17 protein-coding genes and 1 pseudogene are annotated in these 23,784 nt (G+C 61.9%); 15 read left to right on the plus strand and 3 right to left on the minus strand.

Translation table 11 applies throughout. The features are described 5' to 3' along the window. The 12 genes and pseudogenes from ABD768_RS42480 to ABD768_RS42525 all read left to right on the plus strand — a co-directional run. The coding region (locus ABD768_RS42480; RefSeq protein WP_344850592.1) for an RHS repeat-associated core domain-containing protein at positions 1 to 957 on the plus strand (957 nt) is incomplete at its 5' end. A gap of 175 nt (positions 958 to 1,132) precedes the next feature. Continuing rightward, complete coding sequence (locus ABD768_RS42485) at positions 1,133 to 2,299, plus strand: LeuA family protein (RefSeq protein ID WP_344850594.1); 1,167 nt, start codon at positions 1,133 to 1,135, stop codon at positions 2,297 to 2,299. Between the two features lie 46 nt (positions 2,300 to 2,345). Beyond that, entirely contained in the window at positions 2,346 to 4,274 is a 1,929-nt protein-coding gene (locus tag ABD768_RS42490; RefSeq protein ID WP_344850596.1) for an aconitase family protein, read from the plus strand. Then, the gene (locus tag ABD768_RS42495) at positions 4,271 to 5,332 is read left to right on the plus strand and encodes an isocitrate/isopropylmalate dehydrogenase family protein (RefSeq protein ID WP_344850598.1); all 1,062 of its coding nucleotides are present in this window, start codon (positions 4,271 to 4,273) and stop codon (positions 5,330 to 5,332) included. Before ABD768_RS42490 ends, ABD768_RS42495 begins: the two co-directional genes overlap by 4 nt. Before the next feature lie 14 nt (positions 5,333 to 5,346). Beyond that, on the plus strand, positions 5,347 to 6,255 hold the full coding sequence (locus tag ABD768_RS42500) for a hypothetical protein (RefSeq protein ID WP_344850600.1): 909 nt from the start codon (positions 5,347 to 5,349) through the stop codon (positions 6,253 to 6,255). A 67-nt stretch (positions 6,256 to 6,322) separates the two neighbouring features. Beyond that, positions 6,323 to 8,011, plus strand: coding sequence for a thiamine pyrophosphate-binding protein (locus ABD768_RS42505; protein WP_344850601.1), 1,689 nt, complete (start codon positions 6,323 to 6,325; stop codon positions 8,009 to 8,011). After that, positions 8,011 to 9,114: a histidinol-phosphate transaminase gene (gene hisC, locus ABD768_RS42510; protein ID WP_344850604.1), complete on the plus strand. Its 1,104-nt coding sequence runs from the start codon at positions 8,011 to 8,013 to the stop codon at positions 9,112 to 9,114. The genes ABD768_RS42505 and hisC overlap by 1 nt, the downstream gene beginning before the upstream one ends. A 1,209-nt stretch (positions 9,115 to 10,323) precedes the next feature. After that, entirely contained in the window at positions 10,324 to 11,316 is a 993-nt protein-coding gene (locus ABD768_RS42515; protein WP_344850606.1) for a tectonin domain-containing protein, read from the plus strand. A gap of 270 nt (positions 11,317 to 11,586) precedes the next feature. Continuing rightward, entirely contained in the window at positions 11,587 to 12,468 is an 882-nt protein-coding gene (locus tag ABD768_RS43255; protein ID WP_425558483.1) for an FAD binding domain-containing protein, read from the plus strand. Continuing rightward, a pseudogene (locus ABD768_RS43260) lies at positions 12,458 to 12,628 on the plus strand (2Fe-2S iron-sulfur cluster-binding protein); the annotation flags it as partial. The gene ABD768_RS43255 and the pseudogene ABD768_RS43260, both read left to right, overlap by 11 nt. A gap of 15 nt (positions 12,629 to 12,643) precedes the next feature. Further along, a complete protein-coding gene (locus tag ABD768_RS42520) occupies positions 12,644 to 12,949 on the plus strand; it encodes a (2Fe-2S)-binding protein (protein ID WP_344850608.1) in 306 nt (101 codons plus the stop codon). Positions 12,950 to 12,951: 2 nt separating this feature from the next. Further along, on the plus strand, positions 12,952 to 15,291 hold the full coding sequence (locus tag ABD768_RS42525; RefSeq protein WP_344850610.1) for a xanthine dehydrogenase family protein molybdopterin-binding subunit: 2,340 nt from the start codon (positions 12,952 to 12,954) through the stop codon (positions 15,289 to 15,291). A gap of 20 nt (positions 15,292 to 15,311) precedes the next feature. Here the strand turns inward: ABD768_RS42525 and ABD768_RS42530 are convergent, their stop codons facing one another. Together ABD768_RS42530 and ABD768_RS42535 are read right to left on the minus strand one after the other, a co-directional pair. Next, a complete protein-coding gene (locus ABD768_RS42530) occupies positions 15,312 to 16,691 on the minus strand; it encodes a YcaO-like family protein (protein ID WP_344850612.1) in 1,380 nt (459 codons plus the stop codon). Between the two features lie 1,234 nt (positions 16,692 to 17,925). Beyond that, positions 17,926 to 18,342, minus strand: coding sequence for a YybH family protein (locus tag ABD768_RS42535; protein WP_344850613.1), 417 nt, complete (start codon positions 18,340 to 18,342; stop codon positions 17,926 to 17,928). Between the two features lie 248 nt (positions 18,343 to 18,590). On the opposite strand from ABD768_RS42535, the gene ABD768_RS42540 reads away from it, so the two are divergent. From ABD768_RS42540 to ABD768_RS42550, 3 genes are all read left to right on the plus strand, one after another. Next, the gene (locus ABD768_RS42540) at positions 18,591 to 18,806 is read left to right on the plus strand and encodes a hypothetical protein (RefSeq protein WP_344850615.1); all 216 of its coding nucleotides are present in this window, start codon (positions 18,591 to 18,593) and stop codon (positions 18,804 to 18,806) included. A gap of 180 nt (positions 18,807 to 18,986) precedes the next feature. Beyond that, positions 18,987 to 20,177 carry an MFS transporter gene (locus ABD768_RS42545; RefSeq protein ID WP_344850644.1) on the plus strand — a complete coding sequence of 397 codons (1,191 nt, stop codon included), beginning with the start codon at positions 18,987 to 18,989 and terminating at the stop codon, positions 20,175 to 20,177. Further along, positions 20,155 to 21,027: a tetratricopeptide repeat protein gene (locus tag ABD768_RS42550; RefSeq protein WP_344850617.1), complete on the plus strand. Its 873-nt coding sequence runs from the start codon at positions 20,155 to 20,157 to the stop codon at positions 21,025 to 21,027. Before ABD768_RS42545 ends, ABD768_RS42550 begins: the two co-directional genes overlap by 23 nt. A gap of 333 nt (positions 21,028 to 21,360) precedes the next feature. Here the strand turns inward: ABD768_RS42550 and ABD768_RS42555 are convergent, their stop codons facing one another. Beyond that, a complete protein-coding gene (locus tag ABD768_RS42555; protein WP_344850619.1) occupies positions 21,361 to 23,310 on the minus strand; it encodes an ABC transporter ATP-binding protein in 1,950 nt (649 codons plus the stop codon). Between the last annotated feature and the right edge of the window lie 474 nt (positions 23,311 to 23,784).

Here is a 23,784-nt window from a genome sequence, read left to right on the forward strand (position 1 = left end):
CGCCTCACCACCTGGCAATCCACCGACCCCGCACTACCCAGCACAGCCACCAACACCACCAGCCTCTCCACCTACCTCTACGCCAACGCCAACCCCATCAACTACACCGACCCCGACGGACGCAACCCCCGCAAGCCCATCGCAGCAGGCCCACGAAACCTCGTCGCAGCTGGCGGCGGCAGCGCCAGCGCCAACGGCCGCACACCAATCGCCGCAGGCGGCGGTTCAACCGCCAAGGCCCTGCCGCTGACTGCTCCAGGTCGAATGTCCTCCTACAGGGTCGCTCCAACTGAGGGTGGCTTCTATGTGGACCTATTCAGGGATGGGGCCGGAATCAGGGCTGACATGAGCCCCGACGGTGTTGTGCACCTCGAAGTTGAGGCGGTTCAGGGTGTGACACCTAGAGGCACCGAAATGTACAACGCAGCGATGACGGTCTTCGGGGAAAATGTCAAGACAGTCCACGCCAAGTGGGTGACGTCAATGCCGACGAATCTTGATGAATTCAATAAGGCGCTACTTGATAATCCTGGACTGAGTGAAGAGAGTGCTGCGTTGAATCACACCTGGTCGGGCAGAAGGGCGCAGGACTGGAACTTCGATACGGCGACCGTAACTAAGAGAGTCGGTGTTCGAGGTCAGTACACCCAGATTGAGGTTGACTTCACTCGCTCAGGCGCGGCTGCTGGGGGCACGTTGGCTCCTGTGGCGAGCGAGGCAATGGAGCCGTCCGGAGTGCGACCTAGGAGTGTCAACGCAGTAGGCGCGGCCGGTGCTGCAATCAACATACTTGGTCTGATCATCATGTGGCGTGACTACCCGGCACTACAGAACTGGGCCTTCGCTGAGGGGTATCGAATTCGCCTCGAAAAGATGGGCGGGAGACCGGGAGATTCAATTTCCTGTGATCACGCGGGGTGCGGACTGCATCTCTCCCCCGAGCACAACAATCTCTAGTAATTCTGGAGTGGGATGCAGTGCGGTCACCGCCGGATCATTCTACGGTCGCGTTGATGCGGCAGAGATCCGGCGGTGGCCGCGCGCTGAACTGGCGGAAATTCGTGGGACTGCAGAATTTTTCTTATTGTATGATTTGAGGCAGGAAATGTTGACTGATCGGTATGGGTCGCGAATGCAATCCATTTCCTCTGTTACATTCTTTGATGAGACCCTGCGGGATGGTATCCAAGCTCCGGGGGTAGCTACCCCGACGGTCGACCAGAAGATCGAGCTGATGGAGCTTATTCATCGCACGGGGATCCGAGCGGCCGACCTCGGCTATCCGGGGTCGAGTCCGGCGGCGTTGAGTGAATGTCATGAGATGGCGGCTTCTGCGGCCCCGGACATGGCGGTGTGTTTCGCGGGGCGGACGCACCCAACGGACGTCCGTGCGATATGCGAGATTGCGCAGCGTAGCGGGCGGCCGGTTGACGCCTACATCTTCATTGGGGTCAGCCCGATCAGGCAATACGTGGAAGAGTGGGACGCCGACTTCATCATGCGCACAATCCGTGCCGCTGGCCGAGAGTGCCAACGGGGTGGGGCCGAGTTCGTGCTGGTACTCGAGGACGCGGTTCGCTGTACCCGGGAGGTCCTTTCAGCGATATTCGCCGTCGCCCTCGATATCGGCGTTGGCAGGCTTGCGCTTTGCGACACAGTCGGCGCCGCAGCACCCGCCGCGGCTGCGGACCTGATTCGCTGGACCGCTGAGTACTTCACGAGCAGGGATCACGCGGTTGCGTTGGATTGGCACGGCCACAATGATCGAGGGCTTGCGCTGGCGAACTCGATGGCGGCGTTGGCTGCGGGTTGCGATCGCGTGCACGGAACGATCCTCGGAGTCGGCGAGCGCGCGGGCAACACGGCGATTGACCAGCTGATCGTGAACAGCTGGTTGGACGGCGGCAGGCAGTACGACTTGCAGGCATTGTCCGAGTACGGCACCTATGCCTCTGAAGTGCTGAGGTTCGATGTGCCGAGTAACTACCCAGCCTTGGGGCGCGACGTTTTCAAGACGAGTGCCGGTATCCATGCGGCCGCGATCCTCAAGGCGCACGAGAAGCAGGACGAGGAAGCGAAGGACAGCGTCTACTCGAGCATTCCGGCCCGGCTGCTCGGCCGGGAGCAGGAGGTGGTCATCGACTCGTCGGCCGGCGCAAGCAACGTCAAGTACTGGCTCGCGGTGCGCGGTCTGCAGGCGGATGACGCGGCTATTCGGCAAGTCCTGACCGCGGCCAAGTCGCAACGGCATCCGATGAACGACGAAGAAGTTAGGCAGGCTCTTGACAATGCCCGATGAAGCAGGTGGGACGTCTCACGGCATACGCCTTCGGGGGAATGTTCTTGTGCTGACCCAGGACACGAGCGTCGTTGCCGCACAACTCGGCAACGGCAACCGGCCGCGGGTGGAGGACCTCGTGAACATGCCCCTGTTGGGGAATATCTCGACGGACGAGATCATCCCCGGACGCTGTTGCTACGTGTATGACGAACGGCTCGGCGACTATGCCTACCTGGGTCTGCGGGGCAAGGTTGTCGAGGAAGGTGCTGTTCGGTCGTTCGCCCCGCAGATCATTGTCAGCGGAGAGGCGAAGGGCTGCGGCTCGTCACGCGAGCACGCGGTCTATGCGGAGAAGTACGCGGGCGTAGAGATCGTGTTCGCCAAATCCTTCGAGCGCATCTACGAGGCCAACTGCCGGAACGTCGGCATCATCACCTCCGATGACTTCACGCTGCTGGACGCATTGCTGGCCGGTGACGAGGTAACACTCGAGGCCTTCACTCTGGGTCGCAACGACGTCGAGCGGGAGGTCATTCACAGCGGAGGCCTTTTCAGCTTCAACCGGTCGACAGGCGGTAGGCCGACGGCTCGGCGGTTCGATGGCCTTCGTCCGCTGAACAGCGTGGAGAAGATCCTTCAGGCTCACCTGTCGCCCCGCAACGAGCTCCCTAATGGCGCCTCTATCCGGGTCGGCGAGTCGTACTTCGTAGACGTCGACGTCCGTTTCTCGCACGAGTACGTGACGCCGATGGCCGCAGAGATGTTTCTTCGTGAATTCGGCGCGGAGGCGGCTTTGGCACAGCCGGAGTCCTGCTACTTCTTCCAGGATCATCTCTCGCTCGCTCCTTCGGTGCTCGAAGGACGCAGCGGCGGACCTGCTCTCATCGAGCGGGTCGAACTGCTCAACTCCAGGCAGGAGGAGTTCGCCGCGATGGCCGGCGGGCACTTCGTCGGTCCGGCGGTTGCCGGCGGCAGCCGTGCGATCTGCCACAACTACATCGTCGAGAACGTCGCGCTGCCGGGCGACATCATCATCGGCACCGACAGCCACACCTGCACTAGCGGCTCAGTGGGCTCCTTTGCGTTCGGCGTTGGAGCCACTGATATCGCGAACGCCTGGTACAACCGAGAAGTCCTGGTCAAGATCCCGCCGGTGATCAAGATCAACCTCCAGGGACAGCTCCAACAGGGTGTATGCGCCAAGGACCTGATGCTCGCCCTGCTTGCACACCCAGAGATCCAAGGCACCAGGACTCTGGGGAAAGTGCTGCTGTTCACCGGTCCAGCGTGCGCGACGATCGAGATGGACGAGCGGGCGACGCTCTGCAACATGGCGGTCGAGGCCGGCGCCACAACAGCGATCTTCGAGCGCGACACGATCACGGATCGATACGTCGAGGGCCGCGGTCTCGATGATCGGAAGGCGGATCGTTCAGCAGGATGGAGTTCCGATAAGGAGGCCTGCTACGACGCCATCGTCACGATCCGCCTCGGCCAGATCGAGCCGATGGTAGCCCTTCCGGGCGATCCGAGGAATGCAGTGCCACTCGGCGCAGTCCAGGAACCGGTGCTGGTCGATTCGGTGTACGGCGGTTCGTGTACCGGAGGCAAGGCTGCGGACATGGATATGTACGCGAGCGTGTTTGCCAAGGCCGATGAGCGAGGGCTACGCGTTGCGGAACAGGTGCACGCATACATCCAGATGGGTAGCGAGGCGGTGATGAGCTACGCGACGAGCAAGGGCTATGTCGAGCTCTTCGAGCGGGTGGGAGTCAAGGTCCTGCCGCCTTCATGCGGAGCCTGTATCAACGCAGGACCGGGCGTCTCGACCAAGGAGACCGAGGTCACGGTCAGCGCACAGAACCGGAACTTTCCAGGTCGGTCCGGACCTGGCCAGGTCTACCTCGCGTCGCCGTACGTCGTCGCGGCGACTGCGATCGCCGGTCGACTGAGCTCGGTCGAAGCAATGCTCGGGAACGAGGAGACGCCGTGAGGATCGCGGTCATTCCGGGCGATGGGATCGGCCAGGAGGTGATCTCCGCGGCTTTGCGCGTCCTTGCGAGGATCGGCGACGTTGTGGATGGCGGAATCCGCTGCGATGTATTCGACTGGGGTGCCGACAAGTGGCTTGCGGAGTCGGTAGGACTGCCAGAAGGATCGCTGGAAGTGCTCAGGCACGAGTACGACGCGATTCTGCTCGGAGCATTTGGTGATCCACGGATCCCAGACATGGCGCACGGACGCGACATCCTGCTCGGCCTGCGGCGGGGTCTCGATCTGTGCGTCAACTATCGCCCAGTACCGCTCCAAGGCGGTTCTCTCGATGTCTATCGAGAGAACACGCAGGGCCTGTATGTCGGCGTCGGGGGAACTGTGTGTGTGGGCAACACTGCCCAGGTCGCGATCGACGAGTGCGTTTACACCCGCGACACGGTGGAGCGATTCATGCAGTACTGCCTGGCGGATCTCCGACGCAGAGGACGTGCCAGGGTCACACTGGTTCACAAGTCCAACGCCGTGCCAAACACGGGTGGATTGTGGCAGGACGTCTTCAGGCGCGAGCTCGGCAGGCTCCCCGGGTTGGAGGGCACCGAGGAGTATGTCGATGCCTTCTGCTACCACCTGATCCGCGATCCTACGCGCTATGAAGGTGTCGTCACATCGAATCTCTTCGGTGACATTGTCAGCGACATAGGTGCGGCGCTAATGGGTGGGCTCGGGCTCGCGGCTAGCGCGAGCATCAATCCGGAGACCGGATTCGGGCTGTTCGAGCCAGTGCACGGGAGTGCTCCGGACATCGCCGGTACAGGTGCCGCGAACCCGTATGGCGCGTTGATGTGTGTCGTGCTTCTCCTGAGGCATTTTGGCCTGGAGACGGTCGCGAACACCTTGCACAGCAGCTTGTCGGAGGCTGTCGGCACCCGGGCCGCGACGCCGGACGTGGGCGGCACTGGAACGACCAGCGCATTCACGGATGAGGTCCTGTGCAGGCTGAACGCAAAGCTGTCCGGGGAGCTCATGAGTATCCATTTGGAAGGAACCGGACAGTGAGGCAATCCTCGTCCATGGAGGCGAACACCTTCGCGTGCTCGGTCTACATCGACGTTCCACCGCTCGAGGCCGCGAACTTCTTGCGCAACGGAGACAACCTGGGCGCGTTCGCCCTGGACACCGCAATGGCCGAGCGGGTCGATGATGTCACTTGGCGTGGTTCGGTGGGACCGTACCAAGATGGCTTCTACTGTCAGTCTCGGTATCAGGACGTCGTCGACGTTCAGGTAGTCGAGTGGTTCTGCGGGAGCGAGCACGGTCGGTGGAACCATTTCTATCCTATGGTTCTGTTCCCGGCCGGCTATTTCGGCAGTCAGCAAGCTGGCGTTTATTGCCACTGGATCAGTTTCGTCGATCCTGCCCGGTCGGCGCCGATTCTGGAGTTGCTGCCCTCTGTACGCAGGGGCGAGCGGCACTCGCTGAAGGCTGCGCTAGAGCGTCGCGCGGGTCACCACGAGCCGGTCGAGAGCACGATCGAGCTGAGGTCCCACACGCTCTATGTGGATGCCCCGGCCGCGTCCGTCGTCAGTTACTTGGCTGCTCGGTCGAACCTCACCGAGTGGAGTTTCCCTTCTCATCACGACGATCAGGAGTCGCGGGACGAATATGGCCGGCCGATCTCCGTCCGGATCGGCGTGCGGGATCTGCAGGACTATCACCTGGTGGAGCACGAGACCCGAATCGTGGAGACCGGGCAGACCGTTCGAGCCCCGTTTCTGGTGATTCCGACATCTTTCGCCTTCGGGCAGCCGGACGCGACCGGCGTGGTCCTGCATCGAGTGACAGCAGCGGAGATCGGATCGGGACGGCGAACTGGCGATCTGTACGACGCCGAACTCGTGCGAACCAAGAGATTCCTTGAGGCCGGCGTCGGGAACGGAGCGTCGTTCGCGCATGGTCCGAGTTATCGCCCAGTCAACTAGCTGCGTTACCGACTGAGTTCCGAGCGGTGCGCAGCGCCGTCCGGCTATCGAATGAAATGGATCAATGATGCACACTGCAGCAGAGTTGCTGGCCAACTCCCTCAAGGAACGTGGAGTGCGGCATGCGTTCGGTGTTTCGGGAGGCGCCATCTCCTTCTTCTGGTCAGCCCTCGGGGCAGCCGGCGTTGACGTCACGCATTTCCGCCAGGAGAGCGGAGCGGCGTTCGCGGCCTGCGAGGCTAGTATCGCGACCGGCGAGCCTGTCGTGGTCTTCGTGACGAGCGGACCTGGCCTCACCAACGTACTGACCGGGATCTATGCGGCAAGGCATGAAGCGGCAAGAGTCGTCCTGGTGAGTGCGCATACGGACGCGGCAATGCAAGGCCGCCACTCGATCCAAGAGACTGGGCCTCGGACTTTTCCTCAGGAGGGGATCTTTACCAGCGGAGCGTGGTTCGACTACGCGACAATGGTGTCGCGGCCCGAGCAGGTCTTGGATGCCTTGGCCGAGCTGGATGCCTTGGCTACCAGGCCGACTGGCTTCGTGGCCCACATCAGTTTGTCTCTGTCTGTACAGCGTCTGCAGGCTCCGGCAGGAGACAGCGTATCGCCGGTGACACCTGGTCCGCACGATGCCGAAGTGGCCTTGCCTGGTCAGGCTCATGAGGTGTACAGCCTACTTCGTGACAAGTCCTGGGCGATCTGGGTCGGAGGCGGGGCTCGTGCGAGCGCCAGACCGGTGCGCAGGCTGGTGGACCTCGCTGGGGTTCCGACCATGGCCACCCCCAGGGGGAAGGGCGTCGTCGCCGAGACTGACCCTCACTACCTGGGCGTGACAGGATTCGCGGGCCATTCCTCGGTACTCGAGTTTCTCCAACACAGCCGACCCGAGTACATGCTCGTCCTGGGTACTGGAATGGGCGACTTCGCCTCCGGATACCACGTCGGTTACGCACCCCAGACTGCGTTCATCCACGTCGATCTCGACAACTCCGTGCTTCGTGCGGCGTATCCGACCATCGCCACAGTGCCGGTGGTGGCGGAACTCGGCGCATTTTGCGAAGAGCTCGCACGGCTCATCGAAGACGATCAGGCTGTATCGCGAGTCGCCGGCGCGATCGCGTCGCCGTTCGAGCAGAAGCAGGCCCGGTCGGCCGGCCGATTGGTCGATCCGCGCTACCTCATAGAGGTGATTCAGACCGTTCTGGTGGATCGCGGTGTACCGGTGATGGCCGAGACCGGCAACGGGCTGGCATGGGCTGTCAACGGACTCCGCATCAGTGATCCAACGCAATGGCGGGCTCCCTCCGGGCTTGTCGGTGCGATGGGGCATTTCGCCGCGGGCGTTGTCGGTGCAGCGCTAGCCACATCTAGGACGTGGGCCGCAATCGTGGGGGACGGCTCGATGCTGATGAACAACGAGATCAGTACAGCGGTGCATCGGGCAGCCCCGGCGATTTGGGTAGTCCTGAACGACGCGCGCTACAACATGTGCGAGCAGGGAGCTGAGGTACTCGGCCTGACTAATGTTGACTGCTCCATGCCAGAGACGGACTTCGCGGCAGCAGCAATTGCGCTCGGGGCACGTGGTCTCCTGGTCGACCGCGCGGAGGATCTGTCGCTAGCCCTCCGATCGGCCGTCGACGTCGGCGGGCCCGTCGTGGTCGACGTACGTATCGATCCGTTGCCGCCGGCGCCAACAGCTGGCCGCAACGCCGGCCTACTCAGAGCCTCTGCGCCAGAAGGAGTGCACTGATGCCCCGATTCCGCCCGGCTCTCGACGACATTCCAGACTATCGTCCGGGTGAGCCGCCGCTGCGGCCCGATGGTGGTCCGGCATACAAGCTGTCGAGTAACGAGAATCCGTATCCACCACTCCCGGGCGTGCTTGACGCAGCGATCGATGCGGCCGCCAGGATCAACCGTTATCCCGACATGGTGTCCAGCGCGCTGCTCGACGCGTTGTCGGCAAGGTTCGCCGTATCGGTGGACTGCATCGCCGTGTCGAGCGGCTCCCTAGCATTGCTGCAACACGTTCTGCAGGCCACATGCGACAGCGGTGATGAGGTGGTGTACGCCTGGCGATCCTTCGAGGCATATCCGATATCGGTGAAGCTCGCCGGAGCAACGGCAGTGGAGGTGCCACTTATTACCGATGGTAAGCACGATCTGGATGCGATGGCTGCGTCGGTGACGGAGCGAACCAAGGTGATCATCGTGTGCTCACCGAACAACCCGACAGGCGCCTCGATGAGTACGGACGACTTGGCTTCCTTTCTGCGGAAGGTACCTCCGGCCGTCATCGTTGTCGTCGACGAGGCTTACCGCGAGTTCGTCCGAGATCCGGAATCCATCGACGATCCAGCCCTCTACCGGCTACATCCGAATGTCGTGGTACTGCGCACCTTCTCGAAAGCGTACGGGCTGGCCGGCCTAAGGGTCGGGATGGCGATCGGATCGAATGAAGTCATCTCGGCCGTGCGTAAGTGCACGACGCCGTTCGCTGTCAGCCACATCGCACAGGAGGCCGCCATCGCGTCGCTAGCAGCGGAAGCGGCCTTGTTGGAACGAGTGGAAATGCTGGTCGCAGAACGTGTCAGGGTTCTCTCGGAGCTCCGCGCTGCCGGCTGGGAGGTACCCGATAGTCAGGCCAACTTTGTCTGGCTGCCACTTGGGGAGCGGGCAGGTGCGTTTGCCGCAGCGGTCAAGTCGGAGGGCATCAGCGTCCGGGAATTTGCCGGCGAGGGAGTTCGGGTATCAATTGGCGAGCGCCCCGCGAACAGTCTGTTTCTTGAGGTCGCTCGGCGATGGGCTCCGCGCCGGCGGGCCGTATCAGCAAGACTTTCAGATAACAACTAGCAACCGGCACTGCTCCGGGGCTCTATCGGCGCGGCCGCGTGTTGTCGCCCACCGACAACAGTTGCCAGCGTTGATCGCGCCCGATCTCATCGCTCGCCAACTCCGTGAGCAGAGTCCCAGCAAGACAACTAATGGGCATACCGGGTCCCGTCGACCGGCTTGGTGCTCGTTGCACCCGAACGTGTCAGGGCGGAGAGTCGGCGCGGTCAGATGATGGTTCTCGCCATCTGCGTAGACCTTCGGAGAGGCTGGGCATCTGTGTGTCTGCGCCGTGGCTACAGATTCCTGGATCCGTACTCCGTCGCCTGCGCTGCGGCGGTACCTTTTGACGGATCCATAGGCTGGTGCGCCTTCATCGCCCGAGGTACGACGGTGGAGGCCTGGGGCAGGGAACGGTCAACCTCCGCTCGTCTCCGCCAGACACGACCCCTCACAGCTGACCTTCCCTGCCCTAGGCAATGAAAGGATGAGCGACTTGGCTGAAGCCATACTGACTCTGTCCTGAACAAGAATCCATCCGGAGCGCAGGACTGGTAGCTCGGGCCGGCCTTCAGTGGCAGAGGGACAACGGGAAGCGCCGGTGGTCCGGCTTCACCGCGGATGGTCAGGCTCGGACTCAAGCCCGATAATGCACAGGATGCATGCTGCGTTTGCCGCAGGCCTGGCAACGCATACCGACGCTCCTGTCGCTGCCTTTTGTGCCATATCTAATCCCTCCGATCTCCCAATACGACTGCTCCAAGCCGCAGTTTCGGCACGTAATGATCCAGCGGCGCGAGTCATGCTCGATCTGTTCAGCGCGCTTCGGAACAAGGCGCAAGATGATCTTCTGAAAGAGAGTCGGCATGCTTCTCAGAATGCCACAGGTATCAAACTGTCCCTGACCTGTGCTGTCCGCAGAACTCGCTTCTTGCGGCGACACCTTGCGGTGCGCAAATCCGGCGCGGCCGCGACTGACGCTGGCAGGAGCCAGGCGAGGTCGATTCGATCCTGCCACTCTGCTCGGGCCATCAGTGGCGCTGCGTGAATCATGGGAGCCGGCGACGGCCATGAGCATCGTTGGTTGCTGGTCAATTGCGGTGCTTCAGTGAGAGATCAGCGCCTTGGGCAACCATCGGAGCTGGAACCAGCTGGCCGGAGATGTCGGTCGTGGGCCACCGGCCGGCGAAAAACATGGTTGAAAGGGAGATCTTGGTGAGGTACGTACGAATGCCGACGGGCCGCAGGCCGGCCCGACGGCAGTGGAACGCTGCACTTGCGGCACTGTTTGCTCTGTTCGTGCTTGCGGGGTTGGTGCGGGCAGGTACTGCCCCAGCGTCTGCCGCGCAAGCTGGCCAGCCAATCTATGGGCAGGGGACACTTGCGCTCGTCCAAACTGGCAGTTCCTTCTACATGTTCGGCGTCGACAAGACCGACCGGATTTGGTGGCGCCAGACCAGCGGGGCCGACGGCACGACTGGATGGAGTGCGTGGCAGCAACTCAGCGGCTCGCTGCGCGGAATTACCGCCGTGCTGAATTCGGCTGGCCTGATTGAACTCTACGGCGTCAATGCGGATGGCAATGTCTATCGCAGCAAGCAGGTTGCCCCATCGGTTGCCTATTGGACGCCGTGGACCCAGCTGAGCGGCCAGATGGATTCGATCGCTGCGATCCGCGACTACCGAGGACGCATCAACCTGTTTGGCACGAGTCGGCCCTGGTACGCCTCGTGGTCGAGCTCCTATCGGCGAGTCGAGACGGCGGCGGGCTCCGGCGCGTTCAGGGACTGGATGAGCTTCGGCACCAGTGTTCGGAGCATCGCGGCGACGGCGGGGCCAGATCAGCGCATGCACATCTTCGGGGTTACCGACTCAGACAAGGTGCTCTACAAGCAGGAAGTTGTTCCAGGAACAATCGAAGGCTGGCGACAGATCGGAGAGTCGTTCATCTCGATCGCCGCTTCGACTGGCGGGGACGGGCGCATCGTGGTGTTTGGAACGGACCGGTCCGACAGGCTCTGGCAGATGATGGAAACGGCACCGAAGTCGGGTCAGTGGATGCCGCCCATGCAGATCGATGGCAGCATGCGGTCAGTGGCAACTGGAGCTAACGTCGTCGGGCGCGTCGTGCTGGTGGGCGTGAACCGCACAGGAGATACCTTCGCAAGAAAGCTGGTTGGCGAATTCTGGACGCCGTGGTCCCAGCTCGTGGGAGCTCTTTGAGCTAGCCAGCATGTAACGCCCGATGTGTGATGGAGACGGATCCCCGGTCGGCATGACAAACCCTGATCAGCCGACCTGGGATCTACTCTTCAAGGCTTTGCCAAGGCAGCCGAGTTGGCGGCTTTCCTCTGGGCCGGTCATCTCATGGTCTGCGGCGTCGGCGGCCCGTGCATCAGCTCTGCATCAGGTCCGGCTCAGGACAGATGCTTAGCATCGAGCTGTCATATCGAGCCCTGAGCCCGTCGTGTTTGCCGCGTGTGGGAGTGCGAGATGCGTCCTGCTCCGTTCGACTACTTAGCGCCTCAGGATCTGCCTGAGGCACTCTCGGCCGTTACCCATCCTGACCATGTCGTACTGGCGGGTGGGCAGAGCCTTGTGCCAATGCTCAATCGTCGCCACGTCCGCCCACGCCTCGTGGTTGACATCAACTCCATCGAGCAACTGCGAGGGTTCAGTGTCCTTGACACGTCTGTGCGCTTGGGATCCCTGACACGGCACCGTTGGCTCGAAGTGAGCGCTGAGGTTGCTCGGGGGTGCCCCGCGCTTTCGGCAGCAGCTCGACTGATCGGTGATCCTGAGGTACGGCGGCGCGGCACGCTTGGGGGCAGTCTCAGTCATGCAGCTCCGGGGGCGCAACTACCGACAGTCGCAGTTCTACTGAACGCAGTTATTGAAGTAGCCGGGATCGAGGGAAATCGAGTCATTAGTTCGAGGCAGTTCTTTGTCGGGAGGCATCGAACGGCGCTCGCCTCGGGCGAGGTGATACTGGCGGTCCAGGTACCTCGAGTGACATCTGCGGAGGGACAGGCTCTCCGGCAGTTCACTCGTCACAGCCACGGGGTAAATCTCGTTGCTGCCGCGCGCGTTGCCATCTCGCAGGACGGGCAATGTGTTGGCGCGGACCTTGCTGTAGGTGGCGCGGATGTCCCAGTACTTCTGTCGGACGAGGCGAGCGGCCTAGTCGGTGCTCGCAGCCTCACGGCCGAACAGGTTTCTCCGATTGCACGCGGAGCTGCTGAAGTTTGGGTCGAAGCACATGCAGCCGGCGCCGGTGCCCGCCACCAGAGATTGGCCGAGGTAGCGATCGGAGGCGCGCTACTAGCGGCGTGGCGATGTGCCTTCCAGGAGGGGCGAATCGACGATGCCCACTGAAGTCACCTTCGATTTGAACGGATCCACTGTAGCCATCACGGTCGAGCCCCGAGAGCTCCTCGGACACGTCCTTCGGGAGCGCTTGGATACCCGAGGCGTGCATGTCGCCTGCGGACAGGGAGTATGCGGAGCCTGCACTGTCCTCGTAGACGGTGAAGCAGTCCGCTCATGTTTGATGTTGGCCATCCAAGCCAACGGGCGGAGGTTGCACACCGTCAAGGGCCTGCACCACTGGCAGACTCGCGAGGAATTGGACCGCCTGCGCGAAGCGATGAAGGAGGCCGGCGCCGTTCAGTGTGGGTATTGCACTGCAGGGTTTCTGATCGGCGCAGCATCGTACCTGTCCGAGGAGCCTCGGCCGAGCCGCGCGGAGCTCGCGCAGGCAATGGCCGGTCATATCTGCCGCTGTACCGGCTATACAGGAATCCTTGACGCATTGCAGCGTTTTGCCGATCCGCAGGCTGCTGACCCTAAGGATTGACCATGAGCTTTCCCCTATGGCGCCAAAGTGCGGATAGATTTCTCAACGGCGCGGGAACGTACCTACCCGATATCAAAATCTCAGGTCTCAAACATGTGGCCTTCGCCCGTAGCAAATGCGCTCATGGTCGGATCCTCCAGGTCGACATCGCGACGGCGCGTGCAATGCCGGGAGTGCACGCCGTCCTGACGGGCGCAGACCTCGCTCACCGACTATGCCCCATGTCCCATCGGTTGCCGACGCCGCCGTTCCAGCCACTGACTTGGTCACTACTCGCGACGGACAAGGTCCGGTACATCGGCGATCCGATAGCTGTCGTCGTCGCGGACGACCCGTATCTGGCCGTGGATGCAGCCGAGCTCGTTCATGCGACCTATGAAGAACTAGCGTCGGTGGAAGACGCTCAAATGGCGTCAGCCCCAGATGCTCCGCTCCTCTTCGAGGAGTGGGGCACCAATATTTTCGCGTCACTGGACTACGAGCACGGAGACGTCGAAGCCCGTTTGAGGGCGTCCGCCGGCGTCGTGCATGAGCGGTTCGAACACCATCGGATGTGTGGCTTCCCGTTGGAGGGCAACGGAATCTGTGCTTTTGTTGAGCCGTCCGGGCGTCTCATTGTCCACGCGTCGACCCAGTTTGCCTCGCAGCTTCAGACGGTGCTGGCCGACATCACCGGAATGCGCCTCGCAGATATTCGAGTCGTCGTTCCCGACGTCGGCGGAGGGTTCGGGCTCAAACAGCATGTTGTTCGAGAGGAGCTGCTCGTCGCCGCACTTCCTCTGATCGTCTCCTGTCCGGTGCGCTGGATCCGCGGCCTCGATGAGACTGTAGAGAACAGTATCCATGCCCGTCGGCAATACCATGAAGTGCGCGCGGGATATGACGCGGATGGTCGGATCACCGCGCTCCAGCTAGGTATCTTGGCTGACGTCGGCGACCCAGTTCTGTATTTCAGCGGAGTTGGTCCGGCGATCGTGACTGCTTCGAGTTTGCCGGGTGCGTATGCTGTGCCAGCTTACTCCTACCAGGTCAAAGCGGTTGCGACGAACACCGTTCCGGTTGGCGGCTTCCGAGGATTCGGTCAGCCACAGGCGCTCTTCACCATGGAACGGACGCTCGATCTGATAGCCCGACGCATCGGCAAGTCACCGGTCGACATCCGTAGGATCAATCTCATCCCCGATCAGCCTCGACCGTTTCTCTCGCCGACCGGATCGGCTTACGACGTCGGCAGCGTTCGGGCTCAGTTCGAACGAGCGATACTCGCGGCCAGCGAACTGATGGAGACGGATCGAGACGGCGATGCTGGAGTTTGCTCCGGTATCGGATTCTCTTGTTTTGTCGAACCGACTGCGCCGGACCTCCACTCCTTCGCCGGCCGCTGGGGTGCGTACGAGATGGTCCAGGTGACGATGCAGGCTGACGGCCATGTTGTGGCGGCTGTGGGAACGAAGGACATCGGTCAAGGCAGCGCTTCTGCATATGCCCGTATCATTGCCGAAGAGCTCACCGTGGACCCTGCGGCCGTGGTGATTCGAGACGGCGACACCGATGCCCTACCGATCGGTCTTGGCACGCTCGCGAGCAGGTCCCTCGTACTGACAGGTGCCGCGCTCAGGGACGCCGCTCGTCAGTTGAGAACCAAACTCCTGGCTATTGCCGCCCACGAACTCATGACCCCGATCGAGTCGATGACCCTGCGGGAAGGCAGCTGCCGATCAGACGATGGTCGAGGCATCATGTTGAGGGAGATTGCAGAGATCGCCTACCTCTTCCCGTTCCGACTACCCGAGGGAGTGCCTCCTGGCCTCACCAGCGTCGGTTCCTTTCACGCCCGGAATGCCGATCCGTTCCCGAGTGCCAACGGCCGCATCAACCCTGGCGCGACCTACGCATCGCAGGCAACTGTTGCCCGTGTTCGGGTCGATCCGGTCAGCGGAACCGTCCATGTCACCGACATCGTCGTTGTGTACGACTGCGGGAATGTAGTTGACCGGCTTGCGGTACAAGGGCAGATCCAAGGTTCCTTTGCGCAAGGAATCAGTGCGGTTCTCTTCGAGGTACAGCGATACCGTGATGGCCGGCCAGCCGCACTTGACGACTACTCGGTCGCAAGAATGCCAGACATTCCTCGAGTCAGGGCCATCGCTATGGGCGCACCGTCAACGATGCCTGGCGGGAGCCGCGGTGTCGGTCAGATCGGAACCATCATGGCACCGGCCGCGATTGCCAACGCCATCGACGATGCCCTTCGAGCCTACGGCGTCGTCGTTCGCCAGTCAGAACTCACGCCTAGTTCGATTAGGCGGCTGTGTGCCCCGGCGGCCAATGCCACGAAGTAGGCTGTTCGCTCGATCGCGTTTCAGGTATGTGGAAGCGGCGCGACGTTCACGTCTTCCTCGCGGATAGGCCGGTCGCGCAGGCCGAGCTTCACCGGGTCGGTGTACAGTCGGCTTCCACCTAGGAGCGGAAACGCTGCCGGCGCATTCGAATATGTCCCTGGAGCAATGACGCGGGCTACGGACAGGCCCGCCTCAGCAACGTCAGGTGTCGTGACATCCACGCCATATGCTTCAATGCCCTGGCCGTTGAAGCGTTCTAGGTATGCATCGAATGGATCACCCGTGATCCGTGGAAGCTGATCGAGCGTGATGGGATCGCCTACGCCCAGCACAGGCTCAAGATATCTGCGCATGCGTGGATCCAGCCAGATCTGGCTGTGGCAACCGAGGTCAGCCACATCGCGAAAGTCGGCGCGGTACGCATCGATGTAGCGGCGATCGGAGCGGAACGGCTTGTAGAAGTCAATCGGGATGACTCCTTCGCGCGCCGCAACCCAGATATCCCCGTCAGGGTTCAGAAGGCCGAGCGCGTAATATCGCAGCGTTACGGCCTCAGCCAAAGCCTTCAGCACCGCCGTGGCCGGGTCCGGCCGCGCCGCGAAGCCCATCATCAAGATGCGGTTGTCCGTGTCCTCCAATAGGACACCAGAGACGGTCACGTCGAATACGGTCGGGATCGACAGGAGCCGGTATCGGCAGATCCTTGAGGCTCCCGCTCCGTAGGCCCACCCTGTTCCAAGCTCCGGTGCGGGGATCAAGGCACCTGCCAGTTGCGGATCCGCAGGGTCGATCGGCCGAGTCGGCAACCGGTTGGCCCACCAAATGACGGTTGCGTCCCGCTCGATGATTTCCTCCATGCTCGCTGTCAACGCAGCGCGCGGGGTCTGGCCGGCCGCGATACCGGCGAGCATGACGAAGTTGGTGATGGGTTCCATCTGCCTCGGCCCGCTGTGGTAGTTGAGATAGACCAGCGATGCAGGGATCGACGCGTCGGAGCTATCTCGCAGGCAGGTCCCCTGCGCCCACAACACAGGAAGATCGTGAGTGAACGGGAGGAAGGGACAGCCAGTCTCGGCATACTGGTTCTGCGAATAGAGAGCGAAGGTGGATGGGGCAAGCGCGTCCTGTCCAGCCTTGGAGTACGCGGCGCGACGTAAAGTTGAGGGAACGAAATTGCCGCAGTAGCGTTCGACGGCCTCGCCCAGTGCACTTTGCTGAGCACGCTCAGCATCGTTGAAGGCTGTCCCTGTAGAGACTCGATCGATCGGCCATGGAAGGTGAAGGCTGAGGTCCGCGAGATGAGTTGACCACACCTCCAGACCTCTTGGCCACCAGGGCTCTGGCGCCGTCCGGCTAAGTCGCGTGACGATCCCGGTCCGATCGTCAACGAGCGGATTCACAGCGTCCCCTCAAGGTACTCGCGATCCCGTACATGCTCGTGTGCCGGACGCCACTGGCAAGATGCCCTCATGGCTGATCTCGCATCAGGCCAGATGGAATCGGCAGAACCGGGTGGCGACGAAGCTCACCTGTCAATGGGTCGTAGCCGCACTGAAAGCCTCGTCCAGGTGGTCGCTTCCCGCCGAACCAGATGATGAGATCGGCCGCGAGCAAGGCGGCGGCGGTGGTGGCAGCCAGCTCGCTCAGGCAATCACTGCTTGGCGTCCCTCCGCCGTCAAGCCAACGCCAGTACGCCAGCAGTTCGTCTGGCCAAGGACTTGCGGCGATTCGGCGGAGTCGGGTATCGAGATAGCCAGGAGCGTCTGAGCCAGTCGTGAACGGTCCCAGGTACCATCGCCGGCCCTCCGCGTAGCAGCGATGCCAAGGGAGCGCTATGCCCCGGCACCGCTCATCCAACACGGTCCATGCAGTGTCGGGCAGCCAGCGCGACGTCGCAACCAATACTGCCAAGTCACGCGAAGGTTCGTCGACGACCTTCACTGCTAAGTCAGCAGCACGAAGGATACGGCCGAGCTCGTCGGCGACGAGCCCGTCGCCGAGCAGGCCAACTGTTCCACTCGACAGACTAGTCGCCACGAGGCCGTCGTCTGCGAAAGCGGCAAACGAGTCGGGCACCAAGTCCCCCGAGCCCCTCACGGTGAAGTACTCCTCAGCAGGAGTATGGATAAGTCGCCCGGTCGGCTGCGGGACTATCGAAACACCACCTGCCCAATCCATGGCAGCTCCTGTATGAAAGGAATCAATACCGCGCACGATTCGAGACGCAGGCAAGCGCACGATGACACCCACACGCCTGCCTGCGTTTCGTCTGAGCTACCGCAGCCAAGAGATGGTCGGGGACGTGAAGGCATGTGCCTTCGTCACCAGAACCTTGCGGCTCAGCTGAATTTCCAGTTTGGTCGCTTCCATCATCGATACACCTCCCTTCAATGGAGATGTGCCCACAGCCGGATGCCCAGAGAATGGACAATGACCCTGCAGTCATGTGTGCGACCGCATCTTGAGGACGCTATGAACGTCATGGAACGCTACAACGACAGGTGACCCTACTTCTAAAGTTAACGTATTGTGTTGTGCTGAAGGCGAACTGAAATGCAGCTGAATTCTCACTCGGACAATCAGGGCCTTTTGTGAGGATCGGTCAGCACCTACGAGGTCTTCTGGGTGACGGGGCTATCGTGCTTCGGTCGGGGGAGGGTCGGCGTGCCGGTGCGCGAGCTTCCATGCCCCCTCGTCTCTGCGGTAGATCTGTGTAATGCGCAGCATGCTCGAGACGATGGGGCCGCCGTCGAACGATCCGTAATAGGTTTCGTGTGCGGCAAGGTAGGCAAGGGATCCGCTCACTGATGCGGCCATCACGTCGAGTTGCGCACCACCGCCCTCGCAGAAGCGGGCCGAGACGCTCTCGAACGCTTGACGAACATCTGACCAGCCTCTCCTTGTGGGTAGTAGGAGTCCACCGAAAAGGGTCACGGAGTCGTCCTTGAGCCAGTGATCGCGCCAGAGTTCAGGGTCGCCGCAATGGAAGGCGTCGAGCGCCATCAGATGCCGCGGCAAGACCTCCTGCAGAAACGCCTCTAATTCGTCCATCTTCACAGTGAAGCATCAACACATCAAGGTGGGGAAGGTCTAGTCGCGTCTGCCAATTCGCTGCAGATCAAGAGTGAATTTCAGTGCCATTCCAGATGGACTCAAGGTCCGGACGCAACGCTGCAGCCCGACGGCCCGGTCGAGAGTCCATAGACCGGCGCCGCGATTCCTGCCGGATTTCGCACTGGTTGCGAAATTGCGGCACCATCAACCGGTCGAATCGGCCGGCTTAGCAAAGGATGAATGCGATGAACCACAACGAGGTGCTGGTCGAGGTGGACGCGATGAACCACAACGAGGTGCTGGTCGAGGTGGACGCGATGAACCACAACGAGGTGCTGGTCGAGGTGGACGCGATGAACCACAACCACAACGAGGTGCTGGTCGAGGTGGACGCGATGAACCACAACGAGGTGCTGGTCGAGGTGGACGCGATGAACCACAACGAGGTGCTGGCCGGCTGATTGGTCTATATGGCGATGTCTGGCGTCATGTAGCCAGGTTGGCCTGGCTGCGCCGCAGGAACGAACAGACCTGCGGCGCGGTCAGGCCTCCTGTGGCCGGAGGTGTTCCCCGTAACCGATAAAGAGAACGAGGCCATTATGTTCAGGCAGCCACTGCCGCGAGGTACCGTCCGCGTGGTGATGGCTGTTGTGGTGTCCGCCATCGGATCGGGAATGACCAGTCCGCTGCTCGTGATCTACCTGCACAACGAGCGTCACTACTCACTTGCCTTAGCAGGCGCCGCCGTCGCGATCGGTCCACTGATCAGCCTGGCTGGAAACCCTCTTGGTGGCTACCTGACCGACAGGCTCGGGCCATCCTGGCCGTTAGCCGGCGGCTACATCATTTCGGCATTCGCTTGCATCGGGTTGGTGTCGCCTGCTTACGTCTGGCAGCCGATCACCGCCTGTGCGTTGGTCGGGTTTGGGGTGTCCATTGCATGGCCTGCGGAAACAGCGCTGCTCGCCCAGATCAGTGGCGGCGGTCAACACGCCACGCTGTACAGTCTGCGCAACATCGCGCTCAACGTCGGTCTAGCGCTCGGCGGCCTGACGGGCTCGATCGCAACGGGCAACTACGAGATTCTGTTCGTGGCGGACTCCATCAGTTTCCTCGGTGCGGGGGCCATACTGGCACGATCTGGCAGACGCAGCCGACCGGGTGCCGTTCCGGCAAAAACCGCGCCAGGATCTGCATCCGGTGGGTATCGGCGAGTTCTCGCCGACACGACCTTCTTGAGACTGCTTGTTGTTACCTGCGTTCTGTCTGCCGTTGCGTTCGGGCAGTTGCGCATCATCTTGCCGGCGTACGCATCCGACTTAGGATTGGATCCCAGATATGTGAGTCTTGCCTACGTCCTCAACACCGTACTGGTCGTTCTCGGACAGTTGCCGATCGCACGGCTGTTCGCACGGCGACGACGTACTGACGCGCTGAGGGCCTTATGCGTCACCTTCATCGTGACCTGGACGGTCTTCTGGTCGTCCAGCCATCAGGCCGGGTGGGTGCAAGTCGTGACGTTCGTCAGTGCTGCAGGACTCTTCGCCGTTGGCGAGCTGTTCATAGCCATCGGTATCCAGCCGCTCGGCGCGGGGCTTGCGGTCGCTGGTCTCGAGGGCCGCTACAGCGGTGCGCTCACTGTCGCATTTACGGCTGGCTTCACCCTTGGCCCACTGCTGACGGGATTCACCCTATCTCTTGGATCGTCGACCGTTCTCTTCGCGACCCTCATCGTCGGATGTGCTGTGTCGCTCCTCTTCGTGAGGAGACTCCGAGTACTGGTGCGGCCCGCCGTTGACGATCCGGAGCATGAAAGAGAGTCGCATGTTTGATCGAGACTGGGCTCCCGCCTGCGGTCGAATCGCGGAACTTCGTATCAGCGGCCGATACAGGGAGGCAGCCGCGTACGGACGTGATGTGCTCTCAGACGCTGAGCAAGCGTTCGGCCCGAACAGCGCCGAGTTGATGCCTGTCCTGAACCAAATTGGCATACTTGGGAAGTATTCGGGAGATTTCGTGATGGCTGAGGACGCCTATCGCCGAGCACTGCGAATAGTTCAAGCCGGCGAAGCGGCGGGCACTGAAGTAGCCTCCGCGGTGCTGCTCCACAACTTGGCAGGTCTTGCTCATGCTCGAGGCGACGTGGCAGAGGCGGAGCGACTTGCTCGTGCCGGTATCCGTTCGAGAACGGAAGGTTCCTCACAGCTGGATCCTTCGGCGCTGGCAGCTGATAGGGCAGCACTTGCTGCGATCCTGATCGATGCCGGCAACGGAACGGAGGCGGCCGAGATCCTCCTTCGAACCATCCAGGATTCTGAAGCATCGTTCGGTCCCGATCACTACGAGGTCGGAATCGCCAGGCACAATCTCGGATCGTTGTACTTGCGCTCTGGCAGACTCGACGATGCCATGCAAGAGCTGGAGAGCGCCTTGCGCATCAAGGAGCTGGCTTGTGGCATGACACATCCGGAGTTGGCGATTACTCTTCACAATCTCGCCAAGGCCTACTTGGCATCGAGGCGACGTGATGACGGTCGAGCATGCCTGAAGCGCGCCGTCCAGGTACTTGACGGTGTGGTCACCGCAGATCATCCAACGCTCGTCGCCTGTCGTACAGCGCTCTTTACCTCACCCAAGAAGACCGGCGAGGGGAGTTCGACTCGAGGACTAGCGGACGGCTAGCTGATTCCGGCACCGCGATGCGATATCGAGGAGTCCAACCCGATGGGGCTGGTTCATAGTCGGCGATCGTGTGGGAGCCGACCGACAAGTCGTCCGTGCTGCTCCCGCGCCAGAGCTGGGCGCCTGGTGTCGTAGACAAGTGTCGGCCGCGACGATGTAACTCTGCCTCAGACTTAGGCCAGGCGACGCGCTGACCATCTCGCGACCCGCGGCTATACGAGCCCGCCCCACGCCGCAATATACCCGTGCTGAAGTAGTTCGGCCCGGCTGGGGCGACGGGCGGCTGCTGATCGTGGCGGCTGATCATCCGGCCCGGGGGTACAGTCGGCCGAGTCATCGACCCGGCGATCGATCCACCGGGCCAGCCGGTGCAACGTCGATTCCGAGATCCAGGTTGGACTGGTCGATCGGCTGATACTGATCCATCTGTGTCAGATACATGCGTGCGAACTGGCCGCCCAAAGCCATCAGTTCATCGTAGGTTCCGGACTCGATCATTCGGCCGTGGTCCAGGACGTAGATCCGGTCAGCGTGCCGAATCGAACCCAGCCGATGGGTGATGAGGAGCACCGTCTGCCCTTCGCCCGCTAGCGCCATCAGCCGATCGAAGGCCTCGACCTCAGTTATCGGGTCCAAGGCAGCCGTCGGTTCATCGCAGATCAGGATGTCGGCATTCCGAAAGTGCGCCCGCGCCAGTGCGATCCGCTGCCACTGCCCTCCTGACAGCTCGGTCCCACCTTGGAACTCTCGGGCGAGTAAGGTCCCCCATCCATCGGGAAGCCCTTCTACCACTGCGGTTGCGCCGGCGAATCGGGCGGCCTTCTCGAGCCGGATGTTGTCGTCAGCCGCGTCAGGCCGTCCCATCGTGGTATTGGCGCGTGCTGTGAAAGGCCACCGCTGGAAGTCTTGTGCCACCCAACCCACACGCGAGAACAAGCTCCGCCGATCTATGTCGGCGACAGCCTGCCCGTCCCATGTGATCAACCCACGATTTGGTTGATGAAGTCCGGCGATCAGCTTTGCCAGAGTGGACTTCCCGCTGCCGTTTGCACCAACCAGTGCGACCACCTGGCCCCGGCGTAGCTCAAGGTCGACAGCCTCCAAAGCAGCCGCATCACTACCAGGGTAGGTGAAGTGAACTCCCGACAGCCGGATGGAGCCAGGCCTACGGGGAGCGTCCCGCCCCCCATAGGGAATCGCGACGTGCTCTGCGCGAGTCATGCATGCGCGGTAGTCGCCTACTAGAAGACCATGCTTGTACAGCCCATTGAACTGCAGAAGCAGTAACGACAGTTGTGACGACACCTTCGTCATCGCTAGGACAGCCGTGGCTACGGCAGGCAGTGGTATTGCCCCAGCGAGGAGAAGACCCAGCAGGGCGGCGAAGGCCAGCACACGGCCAACTCCGGCACCTGCATCGGCAAGGACGCCGACTCTGGCCTGTGCCCTCGACAACCGGGATCGCTCCAGTTCCAATGTGCCTGCGAGACGTCGGTAGTGCTGAAGCAGGAAGTCGCCCAAGCCGTGGACTCGGATTTCCTCTGCAGGAGCGCCGTCGTCAGTGAGTAGATCGATGAGGATGTTTTTCTGCCTGACCTGGTCCATGGATCTGATGGTTGAGGCGTATTCCCATCGCGCAACTGTCACTGCCTTCCAAGATTGCGGAGCGACGCCGAGCATTAACAGAGGAATCAGCAGGGGGTGCAATACCCCGATGGTGCCAAGGATGGTCACGGCTCCGGTCGTCGCCGTCAGTGCAGACAAAAGTGAGGCGACCAGCTGCTCGGTTGCTCGCACGCCAAGATATGCGCCATCGAGTGACCGTCGAAACTGGCTGTCCTCGAGAATGGCCAGTTCTACCCCGGCGACCCGTTCAAGCAACCGTTCCTCAGTCAGCCTCTGCACTCTCGAAGCCAAGATGCTGCCGGCGGCCGTAGAGATGGCGCGGGTGATGGATCCACAGAACGCAACCAGGCCGATGACGAGCAGCGCCGGTAGGGCGGCTTGTGTCTTCGCTTCAAGGGACGATGGAGCGAGCAGTGCGGCGAAGACACGGTTGAATGCCAGCACGCCCGCAGCTCCGCCGGCTGCTTGAGCGAGTTGCGCAAATGTGGACAGCAGAAAGGATCGCCGATCGGCGTCCCATGCCAGGCGCAGCGCGAAGCGGAGCAGAGGAGGAAGGGACCGGACAGCCTCCCAGAGGCCGACCTTTGACGCAGCCAACTGATGATGTTTCCACTGTCCGTCCATGCGAAGACCGGAACCAAAAAGCGGATCGGTCATCACCACTCCTGTTGGTTTGTACGGTCGAGGGAGCACATACCGGCGTCGCCCGGCCGTCTTCGTACGCCGCAGTGGCATGGCAGGGGAGAACGGATGATTCGAATCATGGACGCCGACGCTGAGGCGCCCCTGACGTCGGCCTGTACCGCGAACATCGTGCGCGGCTTTCGATGAGACTCTCGCGCGTGATCAGCGCCACTTCAGCGCTCGTGTACAGCATGGCGCTCAGTGTCGCGGCGAATGCCGCACCCTTTGAGAAGGCAGGAGCAAGGAATGTCGAACGTTCGAGCGCTGCAGATGCTTGCTGAAGCGCAGCCGCGTCCAGAGTCGGCCCGGTGCCGGTATGAGTCCGATTCGCCGACGGCGAACACCTGTGCTCCGTATGAGTCGGGCACCCCATGCCGTCCTACGGACACATCGATCGGCACCGCGACGTACGCCTGATCGGATCGAACAATGCGAGAGAGGGGTGGC

The organism is Kribbella ginsengisoli (genome assembly GCF_039537185.1).
In the GTDB taxonomy this organism is placed as follows: domain Bacteria; phylum Actinomycetota; class Actinomycetes; order Propionibacteriales; family Kribbellaceae; genus Kribbella; species Kribbella koreensis.

Bases quoted from the DNA above. Each gene is read 5' to 3' on its own strand.
- ABD768_RS42485 (WP_344850594.1), top strand. From the start codon at position 1,133: ATGCAATCCATTTCCTCTGTTACATTCTTTGATGAGACCCTGCGGGAT.
- ABD768_RS42500 (WP_344850600.1), top strand. From the start codon at position 5,347: ATGGAGGCGAACACCTTCGCGTGCTCGGTCTACATCGACGTTCCACCG.
- ABD768_RS42505 (WP_344850601.1), top strand. From the start codon at position 6,323: ATGCACACTGCAGCAGAGTTGCTGGCCAACTCCCTCAAGGAACGTGGA.
- hisC (WP_344850604.1), top strand. From the start codon at position 8,011: ATGCCCCGATTCCGCCCGGCTCTCGACGACATTCCAGACTATCGTCCG.
- ABD768_RS42515 (WP_344850606.1), top strand. From the start codon at position 10,324: ATGCCGACGGGCCGCAGGCCGGCCCGACGGCAGTGGAACGCTGCACTT.
- ABD768_RS43255 (WP_425558483.1), top strand. From the start codon at position 11,587: ATGCGTCCTGCTCCGTTCGACTACTTAGCGCCTCAGGATCTGCCTGAG.
- ABD768_RS42520 (WP_344850608.1), top strand. From the start codon at position 12,644: ATGTTGGCCATCCAAGCCAACGGGCGGAGGTTGCACACCGTCAAGGGC.
- ABD768_RS42525 (WP_344850610.1), top strand. From the start codon at position 12,952: ATGAGCTTTCCCCTATGGCGCCAAAGTGCGGATAGATTTCTCAACGGC.
- ABD768_RS42535 (WP_344850613.1), bottom strand. From the start codon at position 18,342: ATGGACGAATTAGAGGCGTTTCTGCAGGAGGTCTTGCCGCGGCATCTG.
- ABD768_RS42540 (WP_344850615.1), top strand. From the start codon at position 18,591: ATGAACCACAACGAGGTGCTGGTCGAGGTGGACGCGATGAACCACAAC.
- ABD768_RS42545 (WP_344850644.1), top strand. From the start codon at position 18,987: ATGGCTGTTGTGGTGTCCGCCATCGGATCGGGAATGACCAGTCCGCTG.
- ABD768_RS42550 (WP_344850617.1), top strand. From the start codon at position 20,155: ATGAAAGAGAGTCGCATGTTTGATCGAGACTGGGCTCCCGCCTGCGGT.
- ABD768_RS42555 (WP_344850619.1), bottom strand. From the start codon at position 23,310: ATGACCGATCCGCTTTTTGGTTCCGGTCTTCGCATGGACGGACAGTGG.